This window comes from Streptomyces sp. NPDC093018 (assembly GCF_040684035.1).
Taxonomy (GTDB): Bacteria; Actinomycetota; Actinomycetes; order Streptomycetales; family Streptomycetaceae; genus Streptomyces; species Streptomyces murinus.
In genome coordinates this window covers 503,915-517,628 of the sequence record NZ_JBFBFF010000005.1, presented here as the reverse complement: position 1 = coordinate 517,628, position 13,714 = coordinate 503,915, and the positions used below count along the sequence as shown (strand labels likewise).

The window sequence follows — 13,714 nt, the reverse complement described above, 5'->3', positions numbered from 1 at the left end:
CTCACCCCCTCCCCTGCCGATGCCGTGCTGTCCTGGTGCTGCTCACTCCCCCACTGTGGCATCCGTCACTGACAACGCAATGCCGGTGGGCCAAGTGCGCAGTGCCGATGAGCCATGTGCGCAATGCCGGTGTGCCAAGTGCCGGAACGCTTGCGCGGCACCCTAGTTGCGGCCCCGGCCCACGTCAGCCGGATGGGCGATTGCTCACTCGATGGAATGGCTTTGGTCAGAGCTGGGTGACAGACAGCAAAGATCAGGCCCCGGATTGCGGATCCGGGGCCTGTCGGGGTGAAACGGGAGCTGGGAGGCGTCGAGCGGACGCTCAGAGCGCCTCGGCGGCCGCCTTCGCCGCGATGTCCGTACGGTACTGCCCGCCGTCGAGCCGGATCCGGCCCACCGCCCGGTACGCCCGCTCGCGCGCCTCGGTCAGATCCTTGCCGGACGCGGTGACGGACAGCACGCGGCCGCCCGCGCTGACGACCGCGTCGCCGTCCTGCCGGGTGCCCGCGTGCAGCACATAGGCGTCCGGGGCGTCCTCGTCGGCCACCTCGGCCAGGCCGGTGATCGGGTCGCCGGTGCGCGGGGTGCCGGGGTAGTTGTGGGAGGCGACGACGACGGTGACGGCCGCGTCCTCGCTCCAGCGCAGCGGCGGCAGGTCGGCGAGATTGCCGGTGGCGGCGGCCATCAGCAGCCCGGCCAGCGGGGTCCGCAGCCGGGCCAGCACGACCTGGGTCTCGGGGTCGCCGAAGCGGGCGTTGAACTCGATGACCCGCACACCCCGGCCGGTGATCGCCAGACCGGCGTAGAGCAGCCCGGAGAACGGGGCGCCGCGGCGGCGCAGTTCGTCCACCGTCGGCTGGAGCACCGTGTGCAGCACCTCGTCGACCAGCTTCGGGTCGGCCCACGGCAGCGGCGAATAGGCGCCCATGCCGCCGGTGTTGGGGCCCTCGTCGCCGTCCAGGGCGCGCTTGAAGTCCTGGGCGGGCTGGAGCGGTACGACGGTCTCGCCGTCGGTGACCGCGAACAGGGACACCTCGGGGCCGTCGAGGAACTCCTCGATCACCACGCGCTCGCAGGCGGCCGCGTGCGCCTTGGCGGCGGCCAGGTCGGAGGTGACGACGACGCCCTTGCCGGCGGCGAGGCCGTCGTCCTTGACGACGTAGGGGGCACCGAAGGCGTCGAGGGCCTCGGCGACCTCGTCGGCGGTGGTGCAGACGTACGACCGGGCGGTCGGCACCCCGGCCGCGGCCATGACGTCCTTGGCGAACGCCTTGGACCCCTCCAGCCGGGCGGCCTCGCCGGACGGGCCGAACACCGGGATGCCGGCGGCGCGCACGGCGTCGGCGACACCGGCGACCAGGGGGGCCTCCGGGCCGACGACGACCAGCTCGGCACCGAGCCGCTGCGCCAGCGCGGTCACCGCGGCACCGTCGAGCGCGTCGACCTGGTGCAGCTCGGCGACCTCGGCGATGCCGGCGTTGCCGGGGGCGCAGTGCAGCGCGGTGACGTCGGGATCGAGGGACAGGGAGCGGCACAGGGCGTGTTCGCGGGCGCCGCTGCCGATGACGAGGACGTTCACGGGGTCAGCCTAATGGCAAGGTTGCCGAAGACTTGGGGGCGGGGAAGCCGTACGTTCCTACAAGGCGGTGGGGGTGGGGGGTCAAGGGGGGTGGGCTGTGCGTGTTCGGGCGCGGGGCGGTGGTGGCTGAGCGCGCAGTTCCCCGCGCCTGAGGGGGTTGCCCGGGGCGCGGCTGCAAGGGGCTGCTGATTGCGGCTGGGGGGCTGCGAGCCGTCGTCGGGTGCGGGGCCGTGATGGCTGAGCGCGCAGTTCCCCGCGCCCCTGAAGGGGTTGCCAGGGGGCGCGGCTTCGCAGGGCAGCCTGAATGCGGCTGAGGGGCCTGCGGGCCGTCGTCGGGTGCGGGAGCGTCGTGGCTGAGCGCGCAGTTCCCCGCGCCCCTGAGGGGGCTGCCCGAAGCCGTTGGCTTCAAAAGGCAGCCTGAATGCGGCTGGGGGCCGTGGCCCGTCGTCCAGTGCGGCAGCGTCGTGGCTGGGCGCGCAATTCCCCGCGCCCCTGAAAGTCGGCCGGTCGCTCACTCGTTGGTGAATTCCTCCACCACCGTGGCGCCCAGTTCGCGCATGATCAGGTCGTGGCCGGAGAGGGCGGATTCGTCCAGGTCGGGGTCGTCGTCCTCGGGGATGTCGTCCTCGGGGGAGACAGGGGGCGGCTCGGGGGCCGCGGGGCGCGGGGTCGCCGGGCCGGATGCCGGGGGGGTGGAGCCGCCCGACGCGGGGGCGGAGGGCTGCGGGGAAGGGGCGCGGGGCGCGGGTGAGGAGCCGTAGCCGCTGCCGGCGGGCGCGCCGCCACCGCCGTAACCGCCGCCGGGGGCACCCGAGCCGCCGCCGAACCCTGCGGAGCCGCCGCCCGGGGCCGGGGGCGCGGAGCCGCCGCCGGACGGGTCGATCAGCGACTCGATCTTCCACTGCACGTTGAACTGCTCGGCCAGCGCGGCCCGCAGCACGTCCTCGCTGCCGCTGCTCGCGAAGTTGTCACGGGCCCCGGCGTTCACGAAGCCCAGTTGGAGCGTGCTGCCGTCGAAGCCGGTGACCTGGGCGTTCTGGCTGAGCAGGATCCAGGTGAAGCGCCGGCGGTTCTTCACGGCCTCCAGGATGTTCGGCCAGAGCATCCGGGGGTCGAGACCACCGGCGGGGGCGGCCGCGGGGGGCTGGGGGGCCGAGGGGGCGGCGTGAGCCGGCTGGTCCGGCGTCCGGGGGGTGGCCGCGGGGGCCTGCTGCTGCGGAGCACCCGGCGCGGCGGCCGTGGGCCAGCCGCCGGGGCGTCGTCCGCCACCGGTGGGAGCGGCCGTGGGCCAGGCACCGGGGGCACCGGAGGCGGGGGCAGCCTGGGCGGCGGCCGGGGCCTGCTGCTCGGCGGGGACCGGAGCGGGCGCCACCGGAGCGGCGGGCTCGGGAGCGGGGGTGGGGGCAGGGGCGGAGGCAGGGGTGGGCGCGGGGGCGACCGGAGCGGCAGCCGGAGCCGCACCACCGACACCACCGACACCAGGCACACCACCGGCACCCGGAACCGGACCGGGACCGGAGCCGGGGCCGTTGCCAGGAGCCGCTCCGCCCGGTACCCCCCGCACCGCTGCCCGTGCCGCCGCCGGGCCGCCGCCGGGCGGGACCGTCGCGGCGGGGACGCCGCCGTGGGCCTCCGGGCCGGGGACGTAGCCCATGGCGGGGGCACCGGCGCCCGCGCTGAAGTTGACGCCGCGCTCGACCCGGTCGAGGCGGGCCATGAGGGAGCGCTCGTCGCCGTAGGCGGCGGGCAGCAGGACGCGGGCGCAGATGAGTTCGAGCTGGAGGCGGGGCGAGGTGGCGCCGCGCATCTCGGTGAGGCCCTGGTTGACCAGGTCGGCGGCGCGGCTCAGCTCGGCCGCGCCGAAGGTGGACGCCTGGGCCTGCATGCGCTCCAGGACGTCGGCGGGGGCGTCGATGAGCCCCTTGTCGACGGCGTCCGGCACGGCGGCGAGGATCACCAGGTCGCGGAGGCGTTCGAGCAGGTCGGCGACGAAGCGGCGCGGGTCGTTGCCGCCCTCGATGATGCGGTCGACGACCTCGAAGGCGGCCGCGCCGTCACCGGTGGCGAAGGCCTCGACGACGGAGTCCAGGAGGGAGCCGTCGGTGTAGCCGAGGAGGGCGGTGGCCATGGTGTACGTCACACCGTCCGCGCCCGCTCCGGCGAGGAGTTGGTCCATGACGGACATGGAGTCGCGGACGGATCCGGCGCCCGCGCGCACCACCAGGGGGAGCACGCCGTCCTCGACGGGGATGTCCTCCTTCTGGCACACCTCGCCGAGGTACTCCCGCAGGGTGCCGGGCGGCACCAGCCGGAACGGGTAGTGGTGGGTCCGCGAGCGGATGGTGCCGATGACCTTCTCGGGCTCGGTCGTGGCGAAGATGAACTTGAGGTGCTCGGGCGGCTCCTCGACGACCTTCAGCAGGGCGTTGAAGCCGGCCGACGTGACCATGTGGGCCTCGTCGATGATGTAGATCTTGTACCGGCTGCCCGCGGGGCCGAAGAAGGCCTTCTCGCGCAGTTCGCGGGCGTCGTCCACACCACCGTGGGAGGCGGCGTCGATCTCGATGACGTCGATCGAACCCGGTCCGTTGCGCGCGAGGTCCTGGCAGGACTGGCACTCGCCGCACGGGGTGGGGGTGGGGCCCTGCTCGCAGTTGAGGCAGCGGGCGAGGATGCGCGCGCTGGTGGTCTTCCCGCAGCCACGCGGCCCGCTGAACAGGTACGCGTGATTGACCCGGTTGTTGCGCAGCGCCTGCTGCAGCGGGTCGGTGACATGCTCCTGCCCGATGACCTCGGCAAAGGTCTCGGGACGGTAGCGGCGGTACAGCGCGAGAGACGACACGCTTACGAGGTTATAGGCGCGCACTGACAACCGGGCCCGCCGAAAGCCCCCGCAACGCAGACGCCCCCCACGCACCCGCCAGAGCCGACCTACCCTTGCTGCCTTCCGGCCCTGGGGGAGTTCAGTCAGATAGCGCCGCGTGAGGGGCTACGCAGAGAGTACCCGATCCGGGCCTGCGGGAACGAGTTCGCGAGCACCCTCCTCGGTCATGTAATGTTCCGACCGGAGGATTCGCCTAGAGGCCTAGGGCGCACGCTTGGAAAGCGTGTTGGGGGCAACCCCTCACGAGTTCGAATCTCGTATCCTCCGCCAGTGCCTCACCGGGCACGAAGTCGAAGGGCCCCACTGTTCGCAGTGGGGCCCTTCGACGTTGTGCGCTCCCCGGCCGCGTGCGATCACAAGAAGGTCACAAGGCGGAACAGGGGGACGCCCCGGTCGCCGATCGCCCGGAGAATCGCGCTCTGCGCATTTCACTGGGGGGTGGGAATGAGCGCTTATCGTTTCAATCCGCCGCCGGGCTGGCCCGTGCCGCCCGCGGGGTGGACGCCGCCTGTGGACTGGCGGCCCGATCCGTCGTGGCCGGCCGTTCCGGAGGGCTGGCAGTTGTGGGTCCCGGAGGACGGCCCCGCGCCCGGCACCCTTCCCGCCGGCCCCGCCACCAGCACCCTTGCCCTCGGCTCCGCGCCCGGCACCCCTCCCGTCGGCCCCGCACCCGGCACCCCGGCCGTCGGTTCCACCACCGGCGTCCCTCTCGTCGGCCCCGGGTCCGCGGTCCCCGCGCCGCGCAAGGGCCGGTTGTTCGGGCGGCGGCGGGCGGAGGCCGTCTCCGAGGCGGAGGAGTTGCGGGCCTGGATCGCGCGGACGCAGGGGCTGGACGCCGAGCGCGTCGCCGGTCTCGTACGGCAGGTCGAGGCGGAGGCCGCGGCCCTGCGGGAGAGGGCGGTCGCCGAGGCCGGTGACGAGGCCAGGGGGATCGTCGAGGACGCGCGGGCGACGGCGAAGGAGATCCTCGCCGACGCGCGGGAGGCGGCCAGGACGACGGAACGGCTGCGCACCGAAGCCGACCGGCAGCGCGCGGACGTCTCCGACGCCGAGCGACGGCTCGCCGAACTCCGGGCGCGGATCGTCAACGCCGACGAGACCGCCCTGCTCCAGGAGGCGGGGATCTACGCCTACCGGCATGTCCTCCAGGACGCGATCGCCTATCGCAGCCGCCTGGACACGCTCCGGGACGAGATCAAGTCGCTCACCCGCGCGGGCCGTGCCGTGCACGCCGCCACGGACTGGACGGTCAACGGCTCCAAGCGCGAGGGCCAGAAGATGGTCCGCGACTTCTCCAAGCTCATGCTGCGCGCCTACAACGCCGAGGCCGACTACGCGGTGCGGTCCATGCGGCCGTACCGGCTCGCCTCCCTCGTCGACCGGCTCTACAAGAGCCGCGAGACGATCGCCAAGCTGGGCGCCACCATGCACATCCGGATCAGCGACGAGTTCCACAACGCGCGGGTGCGCGAGCTGGAGCTCACCGCCGACTACCTCCAGAAGAAGGACGAGGAGAAGGAGGCCCAGCGCGAGGCGCGCGCCCGGGAGCGGGAGGAGGCGGCCGTGCAGCGGGAGCTGGACCGGCAGCGCGAGAAGCTGAACAAGGAACTCGGCCACTACCAGGCGGCGCTGGAGCGGCTGCGCGAGCGCGGCGACGCGGGCGGTGCCGCGGAGCTGGAGGCCAAGCTGGCCGAGATCGAGAACTCGCTCCAGGACGTCGAGTCCCGCGCCGCCAACGTCCGTACCGGCTATGTGTACGTCATCTCGAACATCGGCGCCTTCGGCGATCGCATCGTGAAGATCGGCATGACTCGTCGGCTCGAACCCCTCGAACGGGTCTACGAGTTGAGCGGTGCGGCCGTCCCCTTCCGCTTCGACGTGCACGCGCTGATCTTCAGCAAGGACGCGGTCGGCCTGGAGGCGGAGCTGCACCGGCACTTCGCGTCCCGGCGCGTCAACCAGGTCAACAGCCGCAAGGAGTTCTTCTACGCCACGCCGGTCGAGGTGCGCGACGCGCTGCACCGGTTCGCCGGGCAGCACCTGATCGAGTTCACCGAGGAGCCCCAGGCCCTGGAGTGGCGCGCGAGCAGGAACGGCGAAGCGGGCGGCACCGCGCGGCCGGGCGGAGCGCTCACCAGGTAGGCCGCGCCGACACACCGCCGTCCACGACCAGGTCGTGCCCGGTGATCCAGGAGGCGAGCGGCGAGGCCAGGAAGACGCAGGCGTCGGCGACGTCCTCGGGGCGGCCCAGGCGGCCGGTGGGGGCGGCGGTGAGCCAGCGGTGGACGCCGTCCGGCCAGGTGTCGCAGAGGCCAGGCCGGTCGATCAGGCCCGGGGAGACCGTGTTGACGCGGATGCCGCCCGGGCCGTACTCCAGGGCGGCCGCTCGGGCGTGCGTCACCACCGCCGCCTTGGCCGCGCCGTAGTGGGCGTGGCCGGGGGCGGGGTGCCCGGCCTCGATGGAGGCGATGTGGGTGACGGTGCCGCCGCCGTGCCCGCGCATATGGGCCGCGGCGGCCTGGGTGCAGGAGAAGACGCTGGTCAGGTCGGTGTCGACGACCGCGCGCCAGTCGGCGGCGGTCATCTTGGGCAGCGGCTGGACCGGCTGCGCGGCCGCGTTGTTGACCAGCGCGGTGAGCCGGCCGCCGGACCACTCCAGGGTGTCGTGGACCAGGCGGTGGCAGGCGTCCTCGTCGGTCAGGTCCGCGCGCAGCACGACCGCCCGGCCGCCCGCCGCCCGGATCCGGTCGGCGGTCTCCCCGGCCGCGGTGGTCGCCGTACGGCAGTGCAGGGCGACCGCCGCGCCCTGTTCGGCGAAGCGCAGCGCGAGGACGCGGCCGATGCCGCCGCCCGCGCCGGTCACCAGGGCGGTCTGTCCGTCGAGGAGGCTCATGGGCGGCACAGTTCCCTGATCCGGGCGGCCTCGGCGGGGTAACGCGCCGTGAGGTCCGCGGCGTCCCCGTGTTCGTAGTCCGCGTAGGTGAACCCGGGGGCCGTCGTGCACCCGAAGTGCGTCCAGGCGCCGCCCGGGGCCACCCGCGCCCCCATCCAGGTGCGGGCCGGGACGGTCAGCTGGACCTGCTGTCCGGCGCGCAGATCGGGGCCGAGGACGGCCGTGCGGGTGGTGCCGTCGGGGGCGAGGAACAGCAGGTCCAGCGGGTCGCCGAGGTAGAAGTGCCAGATCTCGGCGTAGGGGAGGCGGTGCAGGGCGGAGTAGTCGTCCGCCGTGAGCAGGGCCACGATGGCGGCGCCCGCGGGGCGGCCGTCCGCCCGCTCGGGCCCCTCCCAGGTGCGCCGGAACAGGCCGCCCTCGCGGGGGATCGGTTCGAGTCCGTAGTGCGCGATCAGCTCGTGCGGAGTCGTCACCCCCGGAAGGCTACCCCCGCGCCACCCCCGCTCTACCCGCGCTCTACCCGCGTTCCAGGAAGGCGAGTTGGGCGTGCTTCTCGGGCAGGTACACATCGGGGAGGTCCACCTCGGGCAGCACGACGGCGGGTCCGGGCACGAAGCCCTGGCGGACGAAGCGGGCGATCGCCTTGGCGTTGCGGACGTCCGGGTCGACCACCAGCCGCTGCCGGCCGAGGGCGGTCAGCGCGTACGTCGTCAGGACCGTGAGCAGCGCGGCGGACCAGCCGGGGCGGGCTCCGGCGGGGTCGGCGGGGGCGAGCAGGACATGCACGCCGAGGTCGCCGGGCCGCACGTCGTAGCACTCGCCGACGCGGTCGGCGGCGGGCTCGTACGTCTGGAACAGGGCGACCGGGGCGCCGTCCTTGGTGACCAGGTGGGCGTGGTGGGTGTCCAGGGTGGCCATATGGGCGTAGATCTCGGCGACCTGGTCGCGGCTGAGGCCGGTCATCCCCCAGAAGGCGGCGCGTTCCTCGCTCACCCAGGCGTGGATCACGTCCGCGTCGGCGGCGGGGTCCAGGGGACGGACGCGGACGGTGCCGAAGCCGTCGACGTGCTGTTCGTACGGCGTCTCGTGCGCGTCAGTGGTCATGCGGGGTGCTCCAGGGTGCGGTCGGGGGTGAGCCGGTTCCAGTCGGTGACGACGGGGGCGAGTTCGCCCCCGAGCCACAGGGGGAGTTGGTCGTGGTGGTGCGGGGTCCCGGGGACGCCGTCGGCGCCGAAGGGGACCACCCAGCGGCTGGCGTCCCGGTCGGCGAGGTCCCAGACCCAGCGGGCGGCGGGGCCGCGGGCGGCGCGGTCGGTGAGGCCGGGCACGGCGGAGGTGCACAGCACGCAGTCGTGGTCACCGGCCAGGCCGGGGGTGGCCAGGCCGTCCGGCAGGGCCCTCCAGGGGGCGAGGCGGTGGGTGTCCGACCAGGTGCCGGTGGGGGGTTCGGCGGCCACGGCCTCAAGTGCCCTGCGGACGAGGGCCGGCCGGTCGATGCCGTACAACTCCTCGGCGCGCAGCAGGTGTTCGAGGGCGAATCCGATGCGCGGGACGAGGGCCAGCCAGGGGCGCAGCGCCTCCGGGTATGCCGGGGGTTCGGTGAGCGGCGCGAACGCCGGTTGCGCCGTCAGGAGTTGGACGACCGCGCCGCGCAGCGCCGCGTAGACCGCCGCGTCGGTGCTGTCGGCGGCCATGCGGCGGTCCCAGGCGAGCAGGCGGTCGCGCAGCCGGGTCGCGGCCGGGGTGAGTCCGTCGAGCGCGGCGAGGTGGCCGAGGAGGGGCGCGGCGGAGGCGAGATGGGTGTCGGTGTGGATCGCGGCCATGTCCCCGGCGCTCCAGGAGCCCTCGGTGTCGAGGAGGTCGCGGATGCGGTCGGCGCGGTGCGGCGGGGCGAACTCCACGCCGAGGGGGGCGGCCGGGCCGCGCTGGTTGGCCATCACGGCGATGCCGTCCGGGACGGGGGCGTACGGCATCTCGTGCCAGCCGTGCCAGTCGTGGCCGGGGCGCCAGGCGGGCACCGGGTGCAGGCGGTTGGCGCGGGCGCGCAGCGGGACGCGCCCGGCGACCCGGTGCAGGGTGCCGCCGTCGGTGTCGGCCGCCTGGACGACGTTCACCGGCTCGGCCCAGGCGTCCAGGGCCCGGTCGACATCGGCGACGTTCCGCGCGCGCAGGAGCCCGAGCAGCGCGCCGAAGCCGAGGTCCTCCGTGACGCGGGGCGGGTACCGCAGGGCGAGCGCCCCGCCGTCGGCGCCGCCCTCCGGGTCGTACGACGCCTCCGGGCCCCCCGCGATCACCGGGCCCCGCTCCGTCTCGATCACCTCGACCTCGATCGGCGCCTCCCCCGCGACCTCCAGCGTCTCGGTGTGCGCGTGCGCCGGGTGCCAGTGCCCGTCCGGGCCCAGCGCCTCGACGGAGGAGCCCGCGCGGCGCAGGCGTTCGCGGTAGAGGTCCTGGTAGTCGGCCATGGCGTTGGTGATGCCCCAGGCGACCGCGCCCGCGTGGCCGAAGTGGGGCAGGCCGGGGATGCCGGGGACGGCGAGGCCGACGGCGTCGAACTCGGGGCAGGCCAGGCGGATCTGCTGGTAGACGCCGGGGTCCTCGATGAAGCGGTGCGGGTCGCCGGCGAGCAGCGGCAGGCCGGTGGCGGTGCGGGTGCCGGAGAGCAGCCAGCCGTTGCTGCCCGCGGTGCCGGGGCCGTCGGTGGCGAACAGGCCCACCGCGTCCGGGCCCAGGTGCCGGATCGCCTGCTCGCGCCAGAGCTTGGCCGGGAAGCCCGCGAAGAGGAGGTGGGTGGAGAGCCAGACGGCGAGCGGGGTCCAGGGCTCCCAGCGGCCCGGGGCGAGCGCGGTGCGGGCGAACTCCGGGGCGCGGCGGGCGCCGGCCGGCAGTCCCTCGTTGACGCCGTCGGCGTACGACCGTACCCAGCGTGCCGTCTCCGGGTCCCGGCTCTCCAGCGCGGCGAAGCAGCGGCGGGCGGTGTCGGCCAGGCGCGACCGGCGGGCGAGGACGTCCCAGGGGACCTCACCGGGGCCGAGGAAGGACGCCGACGTGCCCTGGGCGCGGTGCCGTTCGACCTCCAGCTGCCAGGCCCGGTCGAGCGCGGTGACCCGGCCCTGGGCGCGGGCCAGCGCATGCACGTCCGCCGCGCGCAGATGGGGAATGCCGAAGGCGTCGCGGTAGGTCTCGCTGGTCACCCCGAGCCCTCCAAATCTTAGGTAAGCCTTGCCTAATTTCCAACGGGGGGAATCGTACGCGACGCGCGATCGACCGCGACGCGGGATCATCGACCCATGGACGTCACCCTGCACCTCGCCCAGGACCCGGCGGCCGACGCGCTGCTCGGGCGCTCGCCCCTCGCCGCGCTCACCGGGATGCTGCTGGACCAGCAGGTCCCGATGGAGTGGGCGTTCAAGGGGCCGCGGACCATCGCCGACCGGCTCGGCGCCGAGGACCTGGACGCGCACGAGATCGCCGCGCGGGACCCGGAGGCGTTCGCCGCGCTGCTCTCCGAGAAGCCCGCCGTGCACCGCTACCCGGGCGCCATGGCCAAGCGCGTCCAGCAGCTGTGCCAGTACCTGGTCGAGCACTACGACGGGGACGCCGAGGCCGTCTGGCGGGGCGTCGGCAGCGGCGCCGAGCTGCTGAGACGCCTGGAGGACCTGCCGGGGTTCGGGCGGCAGAAGGCGCAGATCTTCCTCGCGCTGCTGGGCAAGCAGCTCGGGGTCGCACCGGCGGGCTGGCGCGAGGCGGCCGGCGCCTACGGCGAACCGGAGTCCTACCGGTCCGTCGCCGACATCACCGGACCGGACTCGCTCACCAGGGTGCGCGCCCACAAGCAGGAGATGAAGGCCGCGGCCAAGGCGGCGAAAGCGGCCCGCACATAGCCCCGGGAACAGGCCCCGCGGCAGCCCCCGGGTACACCTGGTGGCCCACCCGGGTGGCGGACCGGCCAAAGCCGCTCCGAGCATGGAGCATGACCGAGGCATCGCAGCACGGACCGGAACGGGGCCGTGAGTACGACGACCAGCGCGTCCACGGCGGCCGGCCGCCGGGCGCCCCGCACGAACCGCAGACGCGCCATGAGCGCCATGAGGCCGAACCGCCGGTCGAGGGGCCGCTGCACGCCCTGGCCAAGGCCGCCTGGCAGGTGGTCCTGGTCACCGGGATCGCCTCGCTGATCCTGGGCATCCTGGTCCTGGTGTGGCCGGGCCACTCCCTGGCCGTGGCCGGCGTCCTCTTCGGGCTCTACCTGCTGGTCAGCGGCGTCTTCCAGCTGACCGCGGCGTTCGGCACGCACCAGGCGACCTCGCTGCGGGTGCTGGCGTTCATCAGCGGCGCGCTGTCGATCCTGCTGGGCCTGCTCTGCTTCCGCGGGCCCATGCAGTCGATCCTGCTGCTCGCCCTGTGGATCGGCATCGGCTGGCTGATCCGCGGGGTCACCCACACCATGGCCGCGATCTCCGACCCCCGGATGCCCGCGCGCGGCTGGCAGATCGTGCTCGGCGTGCTGACGTTCGTCGCCGGGATCGTGCTGATCGACTCGCCCTTCCGGTCGGTGGCCGTGCTGACCCTGGTCGGCGGCATCTGGCTGGTCGTGGTGGGCATCACCGAGATCATCACCGCGTTCCGCATCCGCCACCGGGCGAAGCAGGTGCCGAGGACCGTCTGAGCCCCGCCCCTCTGAACCGCCGTACCGGACACGCTCACCGCCTCCGGTACGGCGGCCGGTCGTTCACCGTCGTCGTTCACCGTCTGCGGCGCGCGGTGCCGAACAGGGAGCGGGTGATCTCGCGGCCCAGCTGGGTGCCGACCGAGCGGGCCAGGGACTTGAACATCCCGCTGCCGACGACCTGTTCGACCAGCGTGGGATCCTCTTTCGCCGGGCGCTCGCGCGGGGCCTCGGGCGGCGCCGCCACCGGCGCGGCGGTCAGCTTCTCGTACGCCGACTCGCGGTCCACAGCCTGTGCATAACGGTCGTGCAGCGGCGAGTTCCGTACCGCGTCGTCCAGTTCGGCCGGGTCCAGCGGGCCCATCAGGGACTCGGGGGCGCGCAGCCGGGTGGCGGCGACGGGGGTGGGGGCGCCGTTCTCGCTGAGCACGGTCACCACCGCCTCGCCCGTGCCCAGGCCGGTGAGCAGTTCCTCCAGGTCGTACGGCGATCTCGGGAAGGTCCGCACGGTCGCCCGCAGCGCCTTCTGGTCGTCCGGTGTGAAGGCCCGCAGCGCGTGCTGGACGCGGTTGCCGAGCTGGCCGAGGACGTCGGCGGGCACGTCCTTCGGGGTCTGGGTGACGAAGAAGACGCCGACTCCCTTGGAGCGGATCAGCCGCACGGTCTGGGTGATCGAGTCCAGGAACGCCCTGGACGCGCCGTTGAACAGCAGATGCGCCTCGTCGAAGAAGAACACCAGCTTCGGCTTGTCGGCGTCGCCGATCTCGGGCAGGTCGTGGAAGAGGTCGGCGAGGAGCCACATCAGGAAGGTGGAGAACAGCTGCGGTCTGTCCTGTACGGCGGGGAGTTCGAGGACGGAGACGATGCCCCGGCCGTCGTCCGCCGTCCGCAGGAAGCCGGCCGTGTCGAACTCCGGCTCCCCGAAGAAGTCCGCCATGCCCTGCGCCTCGAAGGCGGTCAGGGAGCGCAGGATCACCCCGGCGGTGGCCGTGGAGAGCCCGCCGATGCCCTTCAGCTCGGGTCTGCCCTCGTCGGAGGTGAGGAAGGCGACGACCGCCCTGAGGTCCTTGAGGTCGATCAGCTCCAGGCCCTTGGTGTCGGCGTAGTGGAAGATCAGGCCGAGGGACTGCTCCTGGGTCTGGTTGAGCCCGAGCACCTTGGACAGCAGCACCGGGCCGAAACTCGTGACCGTGGCGCGCACCGGGATGCCGTGGCCGAGACCGCCGAGCGCGTAGAACTCCGCCGGGAACCCGGCCGGCGTCCAGCTCTGGCCGACCTCACCGGACCGCTGCCGTACCCGGTCGTTCCGCTGTCCGGGGCGCGCGATGCCGGACAGGTCGCCCTTGATGTCCGCGAGGAACACCGGCACCCCCTGGGCCGACAGCTGTTCGGCGATCAGCTGGAGGGTCTTGGTCTTGCCGGTGCCGGTGGCGCCCGCGACCAGTCCGTGCCGGTTGAGCATGGGCAGCGGGACGCGGATCGGGGCATCCGCGTGGCAGCCGCCGTCCCACAGCAGGGCGCCGAGGTCGAGGGCGGGTCCGGAGAAGGCGTATCCGGCGGCGATCCGCCGGGCCGGGTCGGGAAGTCCGGCGGGGTCCCGGGGGTCCGCGCCGGGGCCCGCGCCGCGGTCCGCTCCGGGGTCCGCACCAGGGTCTGCTCCGGGCGCTGCGTCTCGGTCGCTCATCCGGT

The 13,714-nt window shown here is 74.0% G+C and carries 10 protein-coding genes, 1 tRNA gene and 1 other RNA gene; 4 read left to right on the top strand and 8 right to left on the bottom strand.

The features are described from left to right. Positions 1–322: 322 nt before the first annotated feature. The 3 genes from purD to ffs all read right to left on the bottom strand — a co-directional run bounded on the left by purD (position 323) and on the right by ffs (position 4,573). Positions 323–1,579, bottom strand: a complete 1,257-nt coding sequence (gene purD / locus AB0N90_RS15675) for a phosphoribosylamine--glycine ligase (RefSeq protein WP_365196632.1) — start codon at positions 1,577–1,579, stop codon at positions 323–325. A gap of 511 nt (positions 1,580–2,090) precedes the next feature. Further along, positions 2,091–4,421 (bottom strand): DNA polymerase III subunit gamma and tau, encoded by a 2,331-nt coding sequence (locus AB0N90_RS15670; RefSeq protein ID WP_365196629.1) that lies wholly within the window; start codon positions 4,419–4,421, stop codon positions 2,091–2,093. Positions 4,422–4,476: 55 nt separating this feature from the next. Beyond that, an RNA gene (gene ffs, locus AB0N90_RS15665) (signal recognition particle sRNA small type) lies at positions 4,477–4,573 on the bottom strand. A 72-nt stretch (positions 4,574–4,645) separates the two neighbouring features. Here ffs and AB0N90_RS15660 point away from each other — a divergent pair. Both AB0N90_RS15660 and AB0N90_RS15655 read left to right on the top strand, forming a co-directional pair. Next, positions 4,646–4,733: transfer RNA gene (locus tag AB0N90_RS15660), tRNA-Ser, on the top strand. Between the two features lie 174 nt (positions 4,734–4,907). Continuing rightward, on the top strand, positions 4,908–6,605 hold the full coding sequence (locus AB0N90_RS15655) for a DUF4041 domain-containing protein (protein ID WP_365196626.1): 1,698 nt from the start codon (positions 4,908–4,910) through the stop codon (positions 6,603–6,605). Here the strand turns inward: AB0N90_RS15655 and AB0N90_RS15650 are convergent. The 4 genes from AB0N90_RS15650 to AB0N90_RS15635 are packed head-to-tail and all read right to left on the bottom strand — an operon-like array spanning position 6,595 to position 10,550. Continuing rightward, entirely contained in the window at positions 6,595–7,356 is a 762-nt protein-coding gene (locus AB0N90_RS15650) for an SDR family oxidoreductase (protein ID WP_365196623.1), read from the bottom strand. The two genes, AB0N90_RS15655 and AB0N90_RS15650, sit on opposite strands and share 11 nt — an antisense overlap. Beyond that, positions 7,353–7,829: a cupin domain-containing protein gene (locus tag AB0N90_RS15645; protein ID WP_365196621.1), complete on the bottom strand. Its 477-nt coding sequence runs from the start codon at positions 7,827–7,829 to the stop codon at positions 7,353–7,355. The genes AB0N90_RS15650 and AB0N90_RS15645 overlap by 4 nt, the downstream gene beginning before the upstream one ends. Before the next feature lie 43 nt (positions 7,830–7,872). Beyond that, the gene (locus tag AB0N90_RS15640) at positions 7,873–8,460 is read right to left on the bottom strand and encodes a GNAT family N-acetyltransferase (protein ID WP_365196619.1); all 588 of its coding nucleotides are present in this window, start codon (positions 8,458–8,460) and stop codon (positions 7,873–7,875) included. After that, on the bottom strand, positions 8,457–10,550 hold the full coding sequence (locus tag AB0N90_RS15635; protein ID WP_365196616.1) for a penicillin acylase family protein: 2,094 nt from the start codon (positions 10,548–10,550) through the stop codon (positions 8,457–8,459). The genes AB0N90_RS15640 and AB0N90_RS15635 overlap by 4 nt, the downstream gene beginning before the upstream one ends. A 96-nt stretch (positions 10,551–10,646) precedes the next feature. Here AB0N90_RS15635 and AB0N90_RS15630 point away from each other — a divergent pair, with 96 nt between their 5' ends. Continuing rightward, positions 10,647–11,240: an HhH-GPD-type base excision DNA repair protein gene (locus AB0N90_RS15630; protein WP_365196614.1), complete on the top strand. Its 594-nt coding sequence runs from the start codon at positions 10,647–10,649 to the stop codon at positions 11,238–11,240. An 89-nt stretch (positions 11,241–11,329) separates the two neighbouring features. Continuing rightward, on the top strand, positions 11,330–12,025 hold the full coding sequence (locus AB0N90_RS15625; RefSeq protein ID WP_365196611.1) for an HdeD family acid-resistance protein: 696 nt from the start codon (positions 11,330–11,332) through the stop codon (positions 12,023–12,025). 76 nt (positions 12,026–12,101) lie between these two features. On the opposite strand, the gene AB0N90_RS15620 is transcribed toward AB0N90_RS15625, so the two are convergent. Next, positions 12,102–13,709 carry a helicase HerA-like domain-containing protein gene (locus AB0N90_RS15620; protein WP_365196608.1) on the bottom strand — a complete coding sequence of 536 codons (1,608 nt, stop codon included), beginning with the start codon at positions 13,707–13,709 and terminating at the stop codon, positions 12,102–12,104. Positions 13,710–13,714: the final 5 nt, after the last annotated feature.

What these genes read in the sequence shown, in the direction of transcription:
- AB0N90_RS15625 (WP_365196611.1), top strand. Translation starts at nt 11,330, where the DNA reads ATGACCGAGGCATCGCAGCACGGACCGGAACGGGGCCGTGAGTACGAC.
- AB0N90_RS15640 (WP_365196619.1), bottom strand. Translation starts at nt 8,460, where the DNA reads ATGACCACTGACGCGCACGAGACGCCGTACGAACAGCACGTCGACGGC.
- AB0N90_RS15655 (WP_365196626.1), top strand. Translation starts at nt 4,908, where the DNA reads ATGAGCGCTTATCGTTTCAATCCGCCGCCGGGCTGGCCCGTGCCGCCC.
- AB0N90_RS15630 (WP_365196614.1), top strand. Translation starts at nt 10,647, where the DNA reads ATGGACGTCACCCTGCACCTCGCCCAGGACCCGGCGGCCGACGCGCTG.
- AB0N90_RS15650 (WP_365196623.1), bottom strand. Translation starts at nt 7,356, where the DNA reads ATGAGCCTCCTCGACGGACAGACCGCCCTGGTGACCGGCGCGGGCGGC.
- AB0N90_RS15620 (WP_365196608.1), bottom strand. Translation starts at nt 13,709, where the DNA reads ATGAGCGACCGAGACGCAGCGCCCGGAGCAGACCCTGGTGCGGACCCC.